This window comes from Streptomyces sp. Tue6028 (assembly GCF_002300165.1).
Lineage (GTDB): Bacteria > Actinomycetota > Actinomycetes > Streptomycetales > Streptomycetaceae > Streptomyces > Streptomyces siamensis.
The window spans coordinates 96,364-115,460 of sequence record NZ_MLCE01000010.1 but is presented as its reverse complement, the minus strand read 5'-3'; the positions used below and the strand labels follow the sequence as shown (position 1 = coordinate 115,460).

Here is a 19,097-nt window from a genome sequence, read left to right as displayed (position 1 = left end):
GAGGCCCGCACCCCGAGGGGTGCGGGCCTCTTCGCGCGTCCGGGGACGTGCCGGGCGGGGTGCCTCAGTCCTCGCCGAGGTACGCCTTCCGCACGGACTCGTCGTGCAGCAGGTCCTGACCGGTGCCGGAGAGGACGATGCTGCCGACCTCCATGACGTGCCCCTGGTCGGCGAGCGAGAGCGCCGCCTGGGCGTTCTGCTCGACGAGCAGGATCGTCGTGCCGGCGGCCTTCAGCTCGGCGATCGTCGACATGATCTTCTGCATCATGATCGGCGAGAGGCCCATGGACGGCTCGTCCAGCATGAGCAGCTTGGGCTGGGACATCAGCGCCCGGCCCATTGCCAGCATCTGCTGCTCACCGCCCGAGAGGGTTCCCGCGGCCTGCTTGCGCCGCTCGCCCAGGATGGGGAACAGGTCGTAGGCCCGCTGGATGTCCTTCTCGATGCCCGCCTTGTCGCTCCGCAGGAACGCTCCGAGCTGGAGGTTCTCCGCGATGGTCAGACGGGGGAAGATGTGCCGGCCCTCGGGGGAGTGGGCGAGTCCGAGGGCGACGATCTTGTGAGCGGGGACGTTGGCGAGGGGCTGACCGTCGAAGAGGATGCGCCCGCCGCTGGGCTTGAGGAGCCCGGAGAGGGTGCGCAGAGTCGTCGTCTTACCGGCGCCGTTGGTGCCGATGAGGGTGACGATCTGACCGGCTTCGACGGTGAAGGAGATGCCCTTGACGGCCTCGATCTTGCCGTAGGCGACCTTGAGGTCCTCGACCTCCAGCAGTGCGGTCACTGGGCGGTTCCTTCCTTGCTGGTGCTGCTCGACGCCTCGGCGGCCTCGGCGGCCTCGGCGGCCTCGGCGGCTCCGGCCTCGGCGGCCTCGACCTCCGCGGCCTCCTCGTCGCCGGGGGCGCCCTCGAACGGCGTGCCGAGGTAGGCGGCGATGACGCGCTCGTCGCCCTGGACGACCTCCGACGTGCCCTCGACGAGCTTCTCGCCCTGGACGAGACAGGCGACGCGGTCGCTCAGGTTGAAGATGAAGCGCATGTCGTGCTCGATGACGAGCACGGCGATGCCCCGGTCACGGATGGCGAAGACGAGTTCTTCCGTCGCCCGCGTCTCCTGCGGGTTCATGCCCGCGGTCGGCTCGTCGAGGAGTAGCAGGCCCGGGTCGCTCGCCATGGCGCGGGCGATCTCCAGCTTGCGCTGCTCGCCGTAGGGGAGGTTGCGGGAGAGGTGGTCGGCCTTGTGGTCGAGACCGATGAACTCCAGCAGCTCCATGGCGCGTTCGCGGGACGCGGCCTCGGCCTTGCGGAAGCCCGGACCGCGCAGGAGCGCGGACCAGAGGCCTTCCTTCGTCCGGGTGTGCCGGCCCACGAGCACGTTCTCCAGAACGGTCATGTTGGCGAACAGCCGGATGTTCTGGAAGGTACGGGCGATGCCCGCGCTGGTGACCAGGTGGGGCTTGGGCGGGAGGACCTTGCCCTTGTACGAGACCTTGCCCTCGGTGGGGACGTAGAGGCCCGTCAGGCAGTTGAAGAAGGTGGTCTTTCCCGCGCCGTTGGGTCCGATGAGGCCGACGATCTCACCCGAGTTGACCGTGAGGTCGACGCTGCGGACGGCGGTGAGACCGCCGAAGCGCATGGTGACGCCGCTGGCTTCGAGCACCGGGGTGGGGGCTGTGGTGGTGGTCATGTGGGTCACGCCCCTGCCTTCGTGACGCCGACGGTGGTGTCGGGCAGGGCCTGCTCCGGAATGTCGAGCTGGCCGGTGTCGTGGAATTCGAGCTGGCGGCGGCGGTTGGCCACGATGCCCTCGGGGCGGAAGCGCATCAGGATGACGAGCGCGAGGCCGAAGGCGAGGAGCTGGTACTCCCTCAGGAAGCCGAGCTTCTCGGGGAGGAGGTAGAGCAGCGAGGCGCCGAGGATCGGGCCGTTGACGGTGCCCATGCCGCCGAGGACGACCGCGGCGAGCAGGAAGGCGGAGTTCGGCGGTACCGAGCCGGCGAACTGGTACGGGGCCGGGTTGACGCTGTAGCCGACGTGGGCGCTGACGGTGCCGGCGAGGCCGGCGAGCGAGGCGCCCAGCGCGAAGGCGATGAGCTTGACGCGGAAGCCGTTGATGCCCATGGCGGTGGCGGCGGTCTCGTCCTCGCGGATGGCGATCCACGAGCGGCCGATACGGGAGTCGGCGGCCCGGTTGAACACGACGACCACGATCGCCGTGATGATCAGCATCAGCAGGAAGTAGTTCGCGAACCGGCCGAGGGTGACCCCGCCGACGTCGTGGCTGCTGCCGAAGTTGAACCCGAAGATGTTGAGGTCCGGGATCATGGAGATGCCGTTGGGGCCGTTGGTGAGGTTGGGCCCGGAGGAACCGTCCATGTTGTTGACGGAGATGCGGAAGATCTCTCCGAAGCCGAGCGTCACGATGGCGAGGTAGTCACCGCGCAGGCGCAGGGTCGGCGCTCCGATGAGGACACCGAAGACGAGCGACGCGGCCATGCCCGTCAGCATCGCGGCCCAGAAGGGGAACTGGACGCCGGAGAAGCGGGAGAACTCCGAGCCGGAGACGAGGGCCGCGGCGTAGGCGCCGACACCGAGGAAGGCGACGTATCCGAGGTCGAGGAGACCGGTGAGGCCGACGACGATGTTGAGGCCGAGGGCGACGGTGGCGACGACGAGGATGTTCACGCCGAGGTTCGAGTTGTGCTCGTTGTTCTCGACGAAGGGGAACAGCGCCGCGGCCAGGAACGCCATCGAGGTGGCGAAGCCCTTGTGGCGGGAGTTGAGGGTGGCGAACCGGTCGAAGAGGCCCGCGGTCATCAGCGCCCAGATGCCGAAGACGACCAGCAGCAGATAGCCGAGGAACGTTTCGCTCGCCTCGGGGTCGACCCCGATGCCGTACGCGAAGATGATCAGTGCCGCGGCGGTGGCGCCGGTGATGACGAGGCGCTCGCCCCAGACCGGGATTTTGGCGGCCGGCGGGATGTTGTCCGGCTTGGTGACGTAGTCCTTGAACGTGTCGCCCGGCTTGGGCAGCGCGAGCGCGCCGAGGAGCGCGATCAGGGAGCCGACGGCGGTGACGTAGGCGCCGGGGTCCAGGGCGACGAGGCCTTTGAGGTCCACGGCGATGGCGATGGCGCTGAACCAGCTGACCGCGAAGGCGGAGCAGGACGCGAGGACGACCGGCTGGGTGGCGCCCGACGGGTTGAGCCAGCCGAGGCCGCGCACGTTCCACAGGGTCAGTGCGAACAGCAGGGTGAAGATGCCGGCGACGAGGTCGAGGATCTGGAGACCGGCCGGGGAGCCGTAGTACGTGAGGTCCCCGGGGAATTCGTCCGTGTATGTCCAGGACATGAACGTACTGGCGATGGTGGCGACGGCGCCGACCGCGACGAGGACGCGGGCGACGGACTGCGGCAGTGCGATCAGCCCGCGCTCCGGGGCCGTGGTGTCGTTGGAAGCCATGGTGCTCACGCCCTGTCCGCGACGCGTTCGCCGACCAGGCCTTGTGGCCTGAACAGCAAGACGAGGATGAGGAGGACGAAGGCCCAGACGGAGGACCAGCCGCCGCCGCCGAGCTGCTGCATGCCCGGGATGCCGTCGATGTAGGAGGTGGCCAGGGTCTCGGCGAGGCCGAGGACGAGGCCGCCGATCATGGCGCCGTAGATGTTGCCGATGCCGCCGAGGACGGCCGCGGTGAAGGCCTTGAGGCCCATCTGGAAGCCCATGTCGTACTTGATGGTGCCGTAGCGCAGGCCGTACGCGACGGCCGCGACCGCGGCGAAGAAGCCGCCGATGGCGAAGGCGACCACGATGATGCGGTTCGTGTCGATGCCCATCAGCTGCGCGGTGTCCGGGTCCTGCGCGGTGGCCTGCATGGCACGGCCGGTGCGCGAGAGACGGACGAAGAAGGCGAGGGCGGCCATGCAGATCGGGGCGGCGATGATGACGAAGAAGGAGCCGCTCTGGATGCTGACGGAACCGATGTGCCAGGGCCCGAAGGGGAGTTGCGGGAACTTGAGGTCGTTCTTGGCGTTCGGGTACCAGTTGAAGACGGCCTGCTGGAGTGCCAGCGAGAGGCCGATGGCGGTGATGAGTGGTGCGAGGCGTGGTGCTCCGCGCAGTGGTCGGTAGGCGAAGCGTTCCGCCCCGACGGCGATGAGGACGGAGACGAGGCCGCCGCCTATCAGCATCGCTGGGAGGGCTATCCACATGGTGGTGCCGTCGGGCAGGACATACAGGTAGACCGTGAGCGCGCCGAAGCCGCCGGTCATGAAGATCTCGCCGTGGGCGAAGTTGATGAGCTGGACGATGCCGTACACCATCGTGTAGCCGATGGCGATCAGCCCGTACATCGAGCCGAGGAACAGCCCGTTGGCCAGCTGCTGCGGCAGGGTGTTCACCGCATGGCCTCCATGTGGTGGGGAGAGTTGAGCAGGGCGTATGAAGCGGGCCGCGCGGTGACGGGTGGTCTGGCCGCGCGGCCCTTGGATGGTGCTAGCGGCAGTGTGGATCAGCCGTTGAACGTGCCGCTCTTGACGGCCTTCCACTTGCCGTCGACGACCTGGTAGACGGTGAGCTGCTTGTTCGTGGTGTCACCGAACTCGTCGAAGGAGACGGGGCCGGCGATGCCGTCGAACTTGGTCTTCTGGACCTCGGCGACGATCTTGGCGCGAGCGTCGTCCGGGACCTTGCCGTCCTTCACGACGTTGCCGATCGCCTTGATGATGGCGGTCGCGGCGTCGTAGGAGTAGCCGCCGTAGGTGCCGTAGTCGCCCTTGAGGCCGGAGGCCTTGTACTTCTTGATGAACTCGGCGGCGGAGGGCAGCGAGTCGACGGGCTGGCCGACGGAGGTCACGAGGTCACCCTCGGACGTCTTGCCGGCGGTCTCGATGTAGGTCGGGGTGAACATGCCGTCACCACCGAACAGCGGGATCTTGGCTCCGCCGTCCTTGAGCTGCTTGGTGAGCTTCTCCGACTCGTCGTACTGGCCGCCGTAGTACACGAGGTCGGCCTTCGACTTCTTGATCTTGGTGACGAGGGCCGAGAAGTCCGTGTCGCCCGTGTTGACGTGGTCCTCGCCCGCGACCTTGCCGCCCGACTTGGTGAAGCCCGCCTTGAACAGCTTGGCGAGGCCGGCACCGTAGGTCTGCTTGTCGTCGACGACGAACACCTTGCGCTTCTTCAGCACGTTGTAGGCGTAGTCGGCCGCGAAGCCGCCCTGGAGGGCGTCGGTGGTGGCGGTGCGGAAGTACGTCTTGAACGGACGCGACTTCGACGTCTGCCAGTTCTTGCCCTGGGTCAGCTCGGGAGCCGTGTTGGACGGCGAGATCTCGACCAGGTTGGCCGTGGCGAAGACCTGCTGCATCTGCGTGGCGACACCGGAGTTGAGCGGGCCGACGACGCCGAGGACCTTGTCGTTCTGGACGAGCTGGGTGGCGTTCGACTGGCCCTGGGCCGGGATCGCCTTGTCGTCGAGCGCCTGGACCTTGAAGGTCACGCCGGGAACGGTGTTGTTCTTGTTGGCGTCGTTGACGGCGATCTGGACGCCGCCCTGGATACCGAGGCCGGTGGCCGAGTTCTGGCCGGTCAGCGGCGCGTCGACGCCGATGATGATCTCGGTCTTCTTGCCGCTGTCCTTGCTGTCCCCGCCGTCGTCGCGCGAGCCGCAGGCGGTCAGCGTGAGTGCTCCCGTGGTGAGCACGGAGGTGAGTATGACCAAAGAACGGTGTCGCACGTTGATTCCTCTCCCTGGCGCGGCACCCCAAGGTGGGGGCCGTGAGTCTCGCCGGGCCGTACTGGGTGAAACAGGCCGTGCAGCAGACGCGCCCGGCGGCGCGGTGACTGGCCGTGACTCTAAGCGCAGGTAGGGGGCATGGGGAGGAGCGCGGGGAAGGCTGTGACGCTCTTGTTATGCGGGGGCTGTCCCGGTGGGCGCAGGCCGGACGATCGGACTATTTGGGCGCCGCGGTCCGGGGGCCCCGTGTGTTCGCATGCTGAGAACGCCCTGTTCCGGTTCATGGCGTCGGCCGGACCCGGCCGACCTGGCGGGTGGCCGCCGCCTTCCGCGGGGCGAGATCCGGACACGGTCGCGGCCGGGCCATTGCTTCATTACGGCAGAGGTAACCCACTGTTACCGCCGTGTGAGGTCGCGGCGGGTGTCCCGGTGGGACGAAGTGGGCGCGGGCGCGGTGGGGTTGGGGAAGCAGACGGCGTGCAGGTCGGCCCACAGGTCCCGCGGGTAGGCGCCGCCGAAGAGAAAGCTCTGCTGCTGCCGAGCGGTCCTGTTGCTGAGGAGCAGGTCGAGGTGCGGGAGGTCGAGGGCCGGCGGGAGCGCGTTGCACTTGTATACGGAGATGCGCACCGTGATCAGCCGGGGCGAGCCCGCCTTCACTGTCAGTGGCAGGCCGGGCGTCGTGGTGGCCCCCAACTCCGGCAGTCCTGCGCCCACTTGATGGACGGTGACCGGGCTGCCGCGCGAGACGTCGACCTCGAAGCGGAAGGTGGCGGGCGCCGGGCCCCGGCCCTTGTAGTACACGTTCGTGACGCCTGCCGGCCAGGGGTACGGGTTCGGGGTGGTCTGGGTGGCCGGGTCGGGGCGCAGCAGGAAGAAGGCGCCGGTGACGGTCGCGGCGACCAGCAGGGCCTGGGCGAGACGCTGTCGAGAGCGCGGCAGGGCATCCCAACGGGCATGGGCGCGCGAGGAGTTCGACCACAGGAGGTCGGGTGGCGGGTCCTGGTGGGGGCCGTCGGGGTCATCGGGGTGGTACGGCTCGACGGGCCCGATGCCGGTCATGCCTCACGCTAAGCCGGAGCCGGTGACTCCGCCAATGGGCGCCGCGGCACGAGGGGTTGGCCGCACCCGCCACCGAGCCGTCTTGGCATGTGGGCGGCAATGGCCCTTGATCGCCCCGGGTTGCTATAACGGCGGACGAGCCGGACGGACCGGGCATCGAGCCCCGTCTCCGCACAAGGACGTCGGCGGGGGAGCGCCGGCCGGGTCCCGCGCACACGAGAGGTGGGCATGGAACGGTCGGCGACCTGTGTGTTCCTCGCGGGCATCGGCAACTCCGGGCCGGAGCACTGGCAGTCCCTGTGGCGCGGTCGGCTCCCCGGCAGTGTCTGGGTGGAGCACGACGCGTGGGACGAACCCGACCGCGACGCGTGGGTGCGCGACCTGGACGCCGTGCTCCGCTCGATCGCGGGGCCGAAGGTCCTCGTCGCTCACAGCCTCGGCTGTTCGGTGCTGGCCGAGTGGGCCGTCGGCCACGCCGACGAGGGCGTCGTCGGGGCGTTCCTGGTCGCCATGCCCGATCCGCACGGTCCCGGGTTCCCCGCGGAGGCGGTCGGCTTCGACGCTCCCCGGCACGAGCCGCTGCCGTTCCCGGCCGTGCTCGTCGCCAGTGAGGACGATCCCTACGGATCCATGGAGTACGCCGTGGCGGCCGCCGGGCGGCTGGGTGCGCCGCTGGTGAACGTCGGCCCCAAGGGGCACGTCAACGCGGAGTCGGGCCTGGGCGATTGGCCGGAGGGCTGGTCCCTGTTCACCGAGCGCTTCCCGGGCTGATCCGCTCCGCCGGGCCGATCGGCTCGATCGGACTGATCCGCTCCGCCGGGCCATTCGGCTCGATCAGGCCGATCCGCTCCACCGGACTCATCTGCTCCGTCGGACTCGTCCGCTCCAGCGGCGTGCGCCGTCGGCGCGCTCCGGTGCGGCGACCCGTGCGCCGCGGGAAGGGGCGCGTCCGCCGGTGAGGAGAGGCGCGCAAGGAGATGGTGCGCCGCAGGCCCGGCCGGGCGCGCGCCAGGAAGAGGGTGCGCGCCCCTGGTCCGTCGTCGGGCGAGGGGCGCAGCCCGACGTCAGAGGCCGGACACGTCCTTGAGGGCACAGGTGAGCCGCGCGCTGCAGACGCGCTTGCCGTCCTCGTCCGTGATGGCGATCTCGTACGTCGCCGACGTGCGGCCCCGGTGCACGGGCGTGGCCACGCCCGTGACCAGACCGGAGCGCACTCCGCGGTGATGCGTGCAGTTCAGGTCGACGCCCACGGCGATCTTGGAGCTGCCGCCGTGCAGCATCGCGCCGACGGAGCCGATGGTCTCGGCGAGGACGGCGGAGGCGCCCCCGTGCAGCAGACCGTAGGGCTGGGTGTTGCCCTCGACCGGCATGGTGCCCACGACCCGGTCCGCGGAGGCCTCGACGATCTGCACGCCCATCCGGGTGCCGAGGTGGCCCGCGGAGAACAGCGCGGGCAGGTCGACGCCCAGGGCGGCGTACTCGTCGATGACCTCTTGCGGGAACTTCACGGGGTGCTGCTCGCCCATCGGGCCCGGCTCCGTTCGTCGTGGATCACGTCGTCGTGGATCACTGTGTCTGAGCAAACGCTCAGTCGGTTGCCGATTGTTCCAGACGGACGACGACGGACTTGCTGGCAGGGGTGTTGCTGGTGTCCGCGGTGGCGTCCAGCGGGACGAGGACGTTGGTCTCCGGGTAGTACGCCGCCGCGCAGCCCCGCGCGGTCGGATAGTGCACGACGCGGAAGCCGGGCGCGCGCCGCTCGACGCCGTCCTTCCACTCGCCGACGAGATCCACGTACGAACCGTCGGCGAGCTTCAGCTGCCGTGCGTCCTCGGGGTTCACCAGCACCACGCGACGACCGTTCTTTATGCCCCGATATCGGTCGTCCAGGCCATAGATGGTCGTGTTGTACTGATCGTGCGAGCGCAGGGTCTGGAGCAGCAGACGGCCCTCGGGGATCTCCGGGTACTCGACGGGCGCGGCCGTGAAGTTGGCCTTGCCGGTGGCCGTGGGGAAGCGGCGCTCGTCGCGCGGGGCGTGCGGGAGGGTGAAACCCCCGGGGTGCGCCACGCGCGCGTTGAAGTCCTCGAAGCCGGGGACGACGCGCGCGATGCGGTCGCGGATCGTCGCGTAGTCCTTCTCGAACTCCTCCCAGGGGGTGGCGCTGCGCTCGCCCAGCACCCGGCGGGCCAGCCGGCACACGATGGCAGGTTCCGACAGCAGCCGCGGGCTCGCGGGATCCAGCCGGCCGCGCGAGGCGTGCACCATGCCCATGGAGTCCTCGACGGTCACGAACTGCTCGCCGCCGCCCTGGAGATCGCGCTCCGTGCGGCCGAGGGTGGGCAGGATCAGCGCCCGCGCGCCCGTGACCACGTGCGAACGGTTCAGCTTCGTCGACACGTGCACCGTCAGCCGGGCACGGCGCATGGCCGCCTCCGTCACGTCCGTGTCGGGGGAGGCCGCGACGAAGTTGCCGCCCATCGCGAAGAACACCTTCGCCTCGCCGTCCCGCAGGGCCCGGATGGCGCGTACGACGTCGAAGCCGTGCTCGCGCGGCGGGGCGAACCCGAACTCCTTCTCCAGGGCGTCCAGGAAGGCGGGGGCAGGCCGCTCGAAGATGCCCATCGTGCGGTCGCCCTGCACGTTCGAGTGGCCGCGCACCGGGCAGACGCCCGCGCCGGGGCGGCCGATGTTGCCACGCAGCAGCAGGAAGTTGACGACCTCACGGATGGTGGGGACCGAGTGCTTGTGCTGGGTGAGGCCCATCGCCCAGCACACGATGGTGCGCCGCGAGGCGAGGACCATGCGCAGGGCCTCGTCGATCCGCTCACGGGTCAGGCCGGTCGCGGCGAGCGTCTCGTCCCAGTCCGCGCCGCCGGCGGCCGCGGCGAACTCCTCGTACCCGTGCGTGTGTTCCCGGACGAACTCCTCGTCGACGGCACCGTCCGTCTCCAGGATCAGCTTGTTCAGCAGGCGGAACAGCGCCTGGTCGCCGCCGAGGCGGATCTGCAGGAACAGGTCGGTGAGCGCCGCGCCCTTGAGCATGCCCTGGGGGGTCTGCGGGTTCTTGAAACGCCCCAGGCCCGCCTCGGGCAGCGGGTTGACCGTGATGATCTTCGCGCCGTTCGCCTTGGCCTTCTCCAGCGCCGAGAGCATCCGGGGGTGGTTCGTGCCGGGGTTCTGCCCGGCGACGATGATCAGGTCCGCCTTGTGGAGGTCGTCGAGCAGGACGCTGCCCTTGCCGATGCCTATGGTCTCGGAGAGAGCGGACCCCGACGACTCGTGGCACATGTTCGAGCAGTCCGGCAGGTTGTTCGTGCCCAGCTCACGGGCGAACAGCTGATACAGGAACGCGGCCTCGTTGCTGGTGCGCCCGGAGGTGTAGAAGACGGCCTCGTCGGGCGAGCCGAGCGCGGTGATCTCCTCGGCGACGATGTCGAAGGCCCGCTCCCAGGACACCGGCTCGTACCGGTCGGCGCCGTCCGCCAGATACATGGGGTGGGTGAGGCGTCCCTGCTGGCCCAGCCAGTAGCCGCTGCGGGTCGAGAGGTCGGCCACGGGGTGCGCGGCGAAGAAGTCGGGGGTGACCCGGCGCAGCGTGGCCTCCTCGGCGACCGCCTTCGCGCCGTTCTCGCAGAACTCCGCCGTGTGCCGGTGCTCGGGCTCGGGCCACGCGCAGCCCGGACAGTCGAAGCCGTCCTTCTGGTTGACCCTGAGGAGGGTGAGCGCGGTACGCCGCACCCCCATCTGCTGCTGCGCGACGCGCAGGGTGTGCCCGATCGCGGGCAGCCCGGCGGCCGCGTGCTTCGGCTCGGCGACCTGCGGTGCGTCCTGGACCGGATCGCTCTTCGGAGGCTTGCTGGCCATCGCCCACCCCTTCACGTGCACAGTCAGCTGTACGACACCTCGTACCCCGGCCGAAATCCTCGCATGTCGTGCCGGCAGGCCCCCCGCCGGGCCCGCGGTGTCCGGCCCCGCGGACGCCCGCACCGGGCCGGGAGGGCTCTCGATGTCAGTGGGGCGTGGCAGGATCGGGGGCGTGGCAGAAACAGCATCGAAGAAGACCGAGAAAACCGCAGGTGCGGGTCGTCCGCGGCTGATGCTCATGGACGGGCACTCGCTGGCGTACCGCGCGTTCTTCGCGCTGCCCGCGGAGAATTTCACCACCGCGACCGGCCAGCCGACGAACGCAATCTACGGTTTCGCGTCGATGCTGGCGAACACGCTGCGCGACGAGGCGCCCACGCACTTCGCGGTGGCCTTCGACGTCTCGCGCAAGACCTGGCGCTCCGAGGAGTTCACCGAGTACAAGGCGAACAGGTCGAAGACCCCGGACGAGTTCAAGGGGCAGGTCGAGCTGATCGGCGAGCTGCTCGACGCGATGCACGTCCAGCGCTTCGCGGTCGAGGGCTTCGAAGCCGACGACATCATCGCCACGCTCGCCACCCAGGCCGAGGCCGAGGGCTTCGAGGTGCTGATCGTCACCGGCGACCGCGACTCGTTCCAGTTGGTCTCCGAGCACACCACCGTGCTGTATCCGACGAAGGGCGTCTCGGAGCTGACCCGGTTCACCCCGGAGAAGGTCGTCGAGAAGTACGGGCTGACACCGGCCCAGTACCCCGACTTCGCGGCCCTGCGCGGCGACCCGTCCGACAACCTGCCGGGCATCCCCGGCGTCGGCGAGAAGACCGCCGCGAAGTGGATCAACCAGTTCGGGTCGTTCGCGGACCTCGTCGAGCGCGTCGACGAGGTCAAGGGCAAGGCCGGACAGAACCTGCGCGACCACCTGGAGGCGGTGAAGCTCAACCGCCGCCTCACCGAGATGGTCAAGGACGTGGAGCTGTCCCGCACGGTCCCCGACCTGGAGCGCGCGGCGTACGACCGCAAGGCCGTCGCGATGGTCCTGGACACCCTGGAGATCCGCAACCCCTCGCTGCGCGAGCGGCTCCTCGCCGTCGACCCGGGGTCCGACGAGGCCGAGGCGGCCCAGCCGGTCGCCGAGGGCGTCGAGGTGGACGGCACGGTGCTGGGCGCGGGCGAGCTGAAGCCGTGGCTCGCCGAGCACGGCACGACGGTCCTCGGCGTGGCCACCGTCGACTCGTGGGGCCTGGGCACCGGCTCGGTGGCCGAGGTCGCGCTCGCCGCCGGGGACGGCGCCGCCGCCTGGTTCGACCCCTCCCAGCTGGACGAGGCCGACGAGAACGCGTTCGCGACCTGGCTCGCCGACCCCGCCAAGCCCAAGATCATGCACAACGCCAAGGGCGCGATGCGGGTCTTCGCCGAGCACGGCTGGAGCATCGAGGGCGTGTCCATGGACACCGCGCTCGCCGCCTATCTGGTCAAGCCCGGCCGTCGCTCCTTCGCACTGGACGCGCTGTCCCTGGAGTACCTGGGCCGGGAGCTCGGACCCGCCGCCGCGGCCGACGGTCAGCTCGCCTTCGGCACCGACGACCGGGCCGAGGCCGACGCGTTGATGGCGCAGGCCCGCACGATTCTCGACCTGGGCGAGACGTTCGTCGGCAAGCTGGAGGAGGTCGGCGCCACCGACCTGCTGCGCGACATGGAGCTGCCCACGTCCGCGCTGCTCGCCCGCATGGAGCGCTTCGGCATCGCGGCGGACAGGGCCCATCTGGAGGCCATGGAGCAGATGTTCGCGGGCGCCGTGCAGCAGGCGGTGAAGGAGGCCCACGCCGCCGCCGGGCACGAGTTCAACCTCGGCTCGCCCAAGCAGCTCCAGGAAGTGCTCTTCGGCGAACTGGCCCTGCCGAAGACCAAGAAGACCAAGACGGGTTACACGACGGACGCGGACGCCCTCGCGTGGCTCGCGACGCAGACGGACAACGAACTGCCCGTGATCATGCTCCGCCATCGCGAGCAGGCGAAGCTGCGCTCCACGGTCGAGGGTCTGATCAAGACGGTCGCGGCGGACGGCCGCATCCACACCACGTTCAACCAGACCGTCGCGGCGACGGGCCGTCTCTCCTCCACGGACCCGAACCTCCAGAACATCCCGGTCCGCACGGACGAGGGACGCGCGATCCGCCGGGGCTTCGTGGTCGGCGAGGGCTTCGAGTCCCTGATGACCGCGGACTACAGCCAGATCGAACTGCGCGTGATGGCCCACCTGTCCGAGGACGAGGGGCTGCTGGAGGCGTTCACCTCCGGCGAGGACCTCCACACCACCGTCGCCTCCCAGGTGTTCTCCGTGGAGCGGTCCGGAGTCGACGCGGAGATGCGCCGCAAGATCAAGGCGATGTCGTACGGCCTGGCCTACGGGCTGTCGGCCTTCGGCCTCTCGCAACAGCTGAACATCGAGGCGGGCGAGGCCCGTGCGCTGATGGACACCTACTTCGAGCGTTTCGGCGGGGTGCGGGACTATCTGCGCCGCGTGGTCGACGAGGCGCGCGCGACGGGGTACACGGCGACACTCTTCGGCCGCCGCCGCTACCTGCCGGACCTCAACAGCGACAACCGGCAGCGCCGCGAGGCGGCCGAGCGGATGGCGCTCAACGCCCCGATCCAGGGCACGGCGGCGGACATCGTCAAGATCGCCATGCTGAATGTGGACCGGGCGCTGCGCGCGGCGGACCTGAAGTCCCGCATGCTCCTCCAGGTGCACGACGAAATCGTCCTGGAGATCGCCCCGGGCGAGCGCGAGCGGACCGAGGAGCTGCTGCGCCGCGAGATGGCGTCGGCGGTGCAGCTCCGAGCTCCCCTCGACGTGTCCGTCGGCACGGGCACGGACTGGGAGTCGGCGGCGCACTAGAGCCGTTCCTCGGTGTCCCCGCCGGGCTCCGGCGGGGACACCGGGCGTTTCCGGCGGGGCGCTCCGCTCGTCGGGCGGCCGCCGGTTCCGGAGGGGCTGTCTCCGGAGCGGGTCCTGTCTCCGGGCGAGCCGGGTCTCGGGGTCCGGTCCCAGGAGGGCGGTCAACGGGGGGCGCTGCCCCTTGGGAGCAGCCTGTTCTCGGGGCCGGCCCAAGGGAGGTCTGGTGTCCCGAGGCCGATGAACGCTGGGGGAGTGGTCCCTGGTGCGTCCAGCACCGGAGAGGCGGTACGGGCTGGCCTCACCGGGAGGGCTGGTACTGGCAAGGTCCGGCCGGGAGGGCCGGTACGGGGCAGGCCCCGCTGGGGAAGCCGGTGCTGGAGTGTCCCCCCGCGAAGGCTGGTGCAGGAAGGTTCCGCCGGGAGGGCCGGCACCGTGGGATCCGGCCCGGCAGGGCAGGTGCAGGGACCGCGTAGGCTCCGGGGGCGTCACCCGCGTGGCCCCCGCAAAGACGCCCCCGGGCCGGAGCGGCCGCAAGGATGCGGGCATGGGTATACGCATGCTCCACCGCCGTACGGTCATGGCCACCGCCGTCGTCTGTGCGGCCACGGCCGTCGTCCCGGCGCTGCTCGCGCCGATGCCCGCTGTCGCCGCGGGAGCCGGTACCGCCCAGGTGCCCGCCGCGTACCGCACGCCCCGTGACCCCGAACGCGTCGCACGGATGTCCCGCGACATCCGGGCGGCGCTGTCGTCCCGCACGGGCGCCGCCCCGGCAGCGGTCCACGAGGACGACACGGGGCCGAGCTGCGCCCGCGCGAGCGAGCGGCAGTGCGACGAGGTGAGCGGCGCCCGGGGCGCGCTCATGGAGGCCGTCCTGCGCCTCGCGGAGACACGGCTGCCGGGCGTCCTCACCGACGCCCGTTCCTTCCTGAAGACCCGCACCCACGGACTGATGCCGCTCGGCCGGATCCGCGGCGACGGGCGGCGCCTGCCCTCCGGCACGGCGCGCGAGCCGGCGACCCGTCCCGAGGACGGCCCGCTGCTCAGGGCCCGGCACGGGTGGCGGGTGCACGGCGTCGGCGCGTTCAAGGGCACCCACCGCACCTACCGCATGGTCGTCCTGACCCGCGACAACCCGACGACGCCCTCCCAGGTCCGCACCATCGGACGGATCGCGACCATCGGGCGCATCGCGCAGGCCGTGCACCGTGGCCTCAACCAGGGCCGCGGCCTGATCCAGGGACTCAGCCCGCAGAGCGTGATCGGTCGGGATCCGGACGGCCCGGTTCCGTACGAACCGCTGCCGGGCCGGGACGACCCGGAGCAGGACGCCACACCCTGATCCCGGCCGCGTACAGCGCGAGGCCGAGCGCCAGCCCCGCACCCCCGCCGAAGCACACCGTCGGGATCAGTTCCCAGGGCTTGGCGGTGGAACCCCAGTAGGCCCACCAGCGCGACGCCCGCTGCACCGCGCCCAGCAGCGCGCAGCACCCGAGCACGGCGGCGGCGAGCCACCGGTCGGACGAGGACAGCACGGGCACCCCCACGGGTTCGCCGGGGGGCGTCCGGCGCAGCGCGACGACCACGAAGACCACGAGCACGATGGCCGCCACGGCCGAACTGCCGTACTGCGCGTACCAGAAAAGCGGCGAGCCGCCCACGTCCCGTCCCAGGACGGGAAAGAGCCGCACGCCCCACCGGTCGTGGTGCGTGAACGCGTCCCACACGACATGGGTCAGCCCGCCGAGCACCGCGGAGACGTACCACCACAGGGCCGTCGGCCACCGGGGACGCGTACGGGCCGTGCCGCAGCGCAGCAGCCGGGCCGGACGCCCCTGCGCGGCGGCCGGCAGCAGCGCCACCAGCGGCTCGCGGAGCAGCAGCCAGGCGGCCACGAGCGCCCACGCGACGAGCACGTCGAAAGTGAGGACACCGGGCAACGAGTGCGTGAACGTGCCGAAATCCATCGCCCCGGGCAGCACACTCGCCGCGTAGTAGGTCATGTCGGGAGCGAACGAGCCGGCCACGAGCACCGCGGGGACCAGTCGGCCGCGCCCCGCCCCGTCGCCGCGCACGCCCGGCAGTACCGCAGCCGCGTGGCTGAGAGTGAAGGGCAAGTCGTCCCCCTGCGACTAGGGTTGGCCGAGCATGCCCGGCACGGTGATCACCGACGCCCAGTATGAGGGACGTCGGACATGGCCAACCGGTGAAAATCGGGCGCGAACGGGTGCCCGGGCGACGGAAGTTGTCGTAGGGTCACCTGGGTTGCCGCGCTGGGGGGCACGGGAACGGTCGAACATCAGAGCAAAAGCGCGAAGCGGCCCACGGGGAACCGCGAAGCACAAGAGAATCTCTGAATACAAGAGAATCGCACAGCACAGACGCACAACCGCACAGACGCACAACCGCACAGCGGACCACAGGTGTACGGGCGGTCGTCCACGGGAGGGGTTCACTCGATGTCGGCGCAGGCGCATTTCGGCAGGAGGCTGCGCAAGGGAGCGGCCACCACCGCTGTGGCCGCGGTCGCGGTCGCGGCTCTGGCCGCGTCCCAGGCCCCGGGAGTGACGACCGACAACCGCGGCAGACAGACGACCGGCTCCGATTCCACGCCGAGTCCGGACAACGACGACACCGCGACCGGCAACTCGCGCTACTACACCGACCTTCCGCCGCTGGACAGCCCCAGCCCGTCGCCGACCGTCGGCACCCCGGTGTCCCGGGGCGAGGCCGAGGCGGGCATCCCCGCGACCGTCCTCGACGCCTACAAGAAGGCCGAGGCGTCCCTGCGCGAGTCCAAGCCCGGCTGCAACCTGCCCTGGCAGCTGCTCGCCGCCATCGGCAAGGTCGAGTCGGGCCAGGCCCGCGGCGGCCGGGTCGACGCCTCCGGCACCACGTACTCGCCGATCCTCGGCCCCGTCCTGAACGGCAACGGCTTCGCGAACATCAGCGACACCGACAACGGCGCGTACGACGGCGACAGCACGCACGACCGCGCGGTGGGCCCGATGCAGTTCATCCCGTCCACCTGGGAGTGGGCGGGCCGTGACGGCAACGCCGACGGCAAGAAGGACCCCAACAACATCTACGACGCGGCGCTCGCCGCCGGGCACTACCTGTGCCGCTTCGACCACGACATGTCGGTCCAGGCGCAGATGAACGCGTCGATCCTCAGCTACAACAACTCGACGGCCTACCTCAACACCGTCCTGTCCTGGCTGGAGTACTACCGCAAGGGCACGCACGAGGTGCCGGACGGCACCGGCACGCTGCCGTCGCACAACAGCGACGACAACTCCGGGAGCCTCCCGACGCCGACTCCGCCCGCCACCCCGGCGCCGCCGTCCAAGCCCGCCGAACCGGGCAAGCCGGGCAAGCCGAAGCCGGGCGACGGCACGTCGAGCCCGACCCCGCCCACCTCGCCGCCGTCGACCACTCCGCCCCCGACCACGCCCACCCCGACGCCGACCCAGACGGTGGACCACCTGGAGGACGCGGGCACCGGGAAGCTCACCGCCATGGCGGGCGACGCCTTCGACCGGAAGGTCGCCGTGCGGACCGAGACCGAGGACGGCAAGGCCGTGGCGAAGGTCCGGGTGCGGTTCACCATCGTCGGCGACGCCACGGACGCCACGTTCAGCGGTGGAGAGACGGTCGCCACCGTGGTCACCGACAAGCTGGGCACGGCCACCGCGCCCGCGCTGGTGGCCGGCGAGAAGACCGGTGACTTCACGGTCCGCGCCACCGTGGTCGGCCGCGTCATGTCCGGCCTCGACTACACGGCGACCGTCACCGCGCGCCAGGCCGACACCCTCACCCGCACCGGCGACGCCGCGTTGACCTGCGTGCCGGGCGGCGAGTTCGCCGAGCAGGTCGAGGTGAAGGCCACGTACAAGGGAGCCGTCGCGGACAAGGTCGCGGCCACCGCGACCCTCGTCAAGTCGGCCGACGACGCCACCGCGAACGACAAGGGCCCCTACTTCAAGGACGCGGACGGCAAGACCGTACGCACCCTCACGGGCCTGACCACGGACGCCGACGGCGTCCTCAAGCTCCCCAAGCTGTACGCGGACGACACCACCGGCACCTTCCTGCTCCGCATCGACACCGCGGGCGGCGCGACGCTGACCGTCGAACTGAAGGTGGCGGCGGCCGCCTCGTAGGACCCGTTGCACCGCGGCGCCCCTCCGGTTTCCTCCGGAGGGGCGCCGCCGTGTGTGTGCGACGTGTTCTCATCTCGCCCCGCCGTTGCTACGGTGCCGGACCTGACGGTGTATCAGCTCATGGTTCCCGGGAGGCCCGTATGCGTGCCCTCATCGCCGCCACGGCCGGTCTCGCCGTGGCCCTCGCCCTGGTGCTGACCATCACGGCCATGGGCTCACCGGCCGGCAGCACCTCACCGAAGCCGATGCTGACCACCGTGCCCGCACACCCGTAGCCCGCGGCCCGCGCCCGAGGCCCGCCTCTTCGGGCCACGAGGCCCGTGCCGGCCCGTCCGCAACACCCAGGGAGGGACGCCGAGATGCGCCGCAAGGCAAGCCTGATCCTGCTCGCCTTCGCCGTGTTCTTCACGGCGCTGTCCCCGCTGCTGCGCTGGTACGCCTTCCCGCGCCTGGCGAAGATCCCCGCCGGCCAGTACCAGGACATGGTCCTGGAGGCGAAGGACGCGACCCTCCTCGACTACGACACCATGAAGGCCAGGAAGGTCCCCAAGGTCACCATCGTGCAGACCCTGAGGGGCAACGTCGAAGCGTCCGAGAAGATCGAGAGGACCGCGGGCCGCGACGTCGTCGTCTGGGACTCCCTCTCCTACGTCCAGGGCCCCGACGGGAAGATGGTCTCCAAGCTGCCTGAGCGCTACATCTTCGACGCGCACAGCCAGGAACCCGTCCACGCCACCGGCGAATCCGTGGACGGGGACCCCGTCACCCGCCAGGGCATCGAGTTCAAGTGGCCCTTCCAGACGGAGAAGCGGGACTACGAGTACTTCGACGCGCAGACCCGTACCTCGGCCCCCATCCACTACAAGGGCACCCGGACCTTCCGCGGCGTCAAGGTCTACTACTTCGAGCAGACCATCCCCTGGACCAAGGTCAAGTTCCCCAAGATCATGCCGGTCGAGGGCATCACCCCCGAGTCGGTCGCCAAGACGGGCACCACCCGCTGGTACACCACGGTCCGCAAGTTCTGGGTGGAACCGGTCACCGGAGCGCCCGTGTACGCCGAGGAGATCCACAAGGAGGAACTCCGCGGCGGCACCCTGCTCGGCGACCGCGACAAGGTGACGGCGTTCGCCGGGCACGTGAAGATGCGCGAGGACTACATCGAGTACACGGTCGACCTGGTCGAATCCAACCGCACCCTGGTTCTCCTGATGACCTCCTACCTCCCGTGGGGCTTCCTCGCCCTCGGTGCCGGTCTGCTGTCCCTCTCCCTCTGTCTGGAGGCCCGCAGCCGACGGCCGGGGGACCCGGAACCCGCCCAGATCACCGAACCGGAGCCGGTCGGCGCCTGACCGGTCATGTCAGCCGGTCGGCGCCTGAAC

At 70.4% G+C, this 19,097-nt stretch carries 15 protein-coding genes; 6 read left to right on the top strand and 9 right to left on the bottom strand.

Features of this window, described 5'->3' with window-relative positions; genetic code table 11:
* Window positions 1-64: 64 nt before the first annotated feature.
* The 6 genes from BKI49_RS08675 to BKI49_RS08650 form a co-directional block, all read right to left on the bottom strand.
* Window positions 65-781, bottom strand: coding sequence for an ABC transporter ATP-binding protein (locus BKI49_RS08675; RefSeq protein ID WP_028803100.1), 717 nt, complete (start codon window positions 779-781; stop codon window positions 65-67).
* A complete protein-coding gene (locus tag BKI49_RS08670; RefSeq protein ID WP_095933623.1) occupies window positions 778-1,692 on the bottom strand; it encodes an ABC transporter ATP-binding protein in 915 nt (304 codons plus the stop codon). The genes BKI49_RS08675 and BKI49_RS08670 overlap by 4 nt, the downstream gene beginning before the upstream one ends.
* Window positions 1,689-3,458 (bottom strand): branched-chain amino acid ABC transporter permease, encoded by a 1,770-nt coding sequence (locus BKI49_RS08665; protein WP_095933760.1) that lies wholly within the window; start codon window positions 3,456-3,458, stop codon window positions 1,689-1,691. The genes BKI49_RS08670 and BKI49_RS08665 overlap by 4 nt, the downstream gene beginning before the upstream one ends.
* Before the next feature lie 5 nt (window positions 3,459-3,463).
* Complete coding sequence (locus BKI49_RS08660) at window positions 3,464-4,396, bottom strand: branched-chain amino acid ABC transporter permease (protein WP_095933622.1); 933 nt, start codon at window positions 4,394-4,396, stop codon at window positions 3,464-3,466.
* Window positions 4,397-4,506: 110 nt separating this feature from the next.
* Window positions 4,507-5,730, bottom strand: coding sequence for a branched-chain amino acid ABC transporter substrate-binding protein (locus BKI49_RS08655; protein WP_179332370.1), 1,224 nt, complete (start codon window positions 5,728-5,730; stop codon window positions 4,507-4,509).
* 396 nt (window positions 5,731-6,126) lie between these two features.
* Entirely contained in the window at window positions 6,127-6,789 is a 663-nt protein-coding gene (locus BKI49_RS08650; protein WP_095933620.1) for a hypothetical protein, read from the bottom strand.
* 228 nt (window positions 6,790-7,017) lie between these two features.
* Between BKI49_RS08650 and BKI49_RS08645 the strand changes: the two genes are divergently transcribed.
* Entirely contained in the window at window positions 7,018-7,560 is a 543-nt protein-coding gene (locus BKI49_RS08645) for an RBBP9/YdeN family alpha/beta hydrolase (RefSeq protein ID WP_218835030.1), read from the top strand.
* Between the two features lie 293 nt (window positions 7,561-7,853).
* On the opposite strand, the gene BKI49_RS08640 is transcribed toward BKI49_RS08645, so the two are convergent.
* A complete protein-coding gene (locus BKI49_RS08640; RefSeq protein WP_095933618.1) occupies window positions 7,854-8,315 on the bottom strand; it encodes a PaaI family thioesterase in 462 nt (153 codons plus the stop codon).
* A gap of 61 nt (window positions 8,316-8,376) precedes the next feature.
* Window positions 8,377-10,656: an FdhF/YdeP family oxidoreductase gene (locus BKI49_RS08635; RefSeq protein WP_095933617.1), complete on the bottom strand. Its 2,280-nt coding sequence runs from the start codon at window positions 10,654-10,656 to the stop codon at window positions 8,377-8,379.
* 172 nt (window positions 10,657-10,828) lie between these two features.
* Here BKI49_RS08635 and polA point away from each other — a divergent pair, with 172 nt between their 5' ends.
* Window positions 10,829-13,555: a DNA polymerase I gene (gene polA / locus BKI49_RS08630; RefSeq protein WP_095933616.1), complete on the top strand. Its 2,727-nt coding sequence runs from the start codon at window positions 10,829-10,831 to the stop codon at window positions 13,553-13,555.
* A 544-nt stretch (window positions 13,556-14,099) separates the two neighbouring features.
* Window positions 14,100-14,894 carry a hypothetical protein gene (locus BKI49_RS34990; RefSeq protein WP_143658395.1) on the top strand — a complete coding sequence of 265 codons (795 nt, stop codon included), beginning with the start codon at window positions 14,100-14,102 and terminating at the stop codon, window positions 14,892-14,894.
* On the opposite strand, the gene BKI49_RS08625 is transcribed toward BKI49_RS34990, so the two are convergent.
* Window positions 14,797-15,669 carry a DUF4184 family protein gene (locus tag BKI49_RS08625; protein WP_095933615.1) on the bottom strand — a complete coding sequence of 291 codons (873 nt, stop codon included), beginning with the start codon at window positions 15,667-15,669 and terminating at the stop codon, window positions 14,797-14,799. The genes BKI49_RS34990 and BKI49_RS08625 overlap by 98 nt on opposite strands.
* Window positions 15,670-16,011: 342 nt before the next feature.
* Between BKI49_RS08625 and BKI49_RS08620 the strand changes: the two genes are divergently transcribed.
* The 3 genes from BKI49_RS08620 to BKI49_RS08615 all read left to right on the top strand — a co-directional run bounded on the left by BKI49_RS08620 (window position 16,012) and on the right by BKI49_RS08615 (window position 19,067).
* A complete protein-coding gene (locus BKI49_RS08620; RefSeq protein WP_095933614.1) occupies window positions 16,012-17,715 on the top strand; it encodes a lytic transglycosylase domain-containing protein in 1,704 nt (567 codons plus the stop codon).
* A 140-nt stretch (window positions 17,716-17,855) separates the two neighbouring features.
* Window positions 17,856-17,990: an SPW_0924 family protein gene (locus tag BKI49_RS34660; RefSeq protein ID WP_107469331.1), complete on the top strand. Its 135-nt coding sequence runs from the start codon at window positions 17,856-17,858 to the stop codon at window positions 17,988-17,990.
* Between the two features lie 84 nt (window positions 17,991-18,074).
* On the top strand, window positions 18,075-19,067 hold the full coding sequence (locus BKI49_RS08615; RefSeq protein ID WP_095933613.1) for a cell envelope lipid trafficking protein PgfA: 993 nt from the start codon (window positions 18,075-18,077) through the stop codon (window positions 19,065-19,067).
* The last annotated feature ends 30 nt before the right edge of the window (window positions 19,068-19,097 follow it).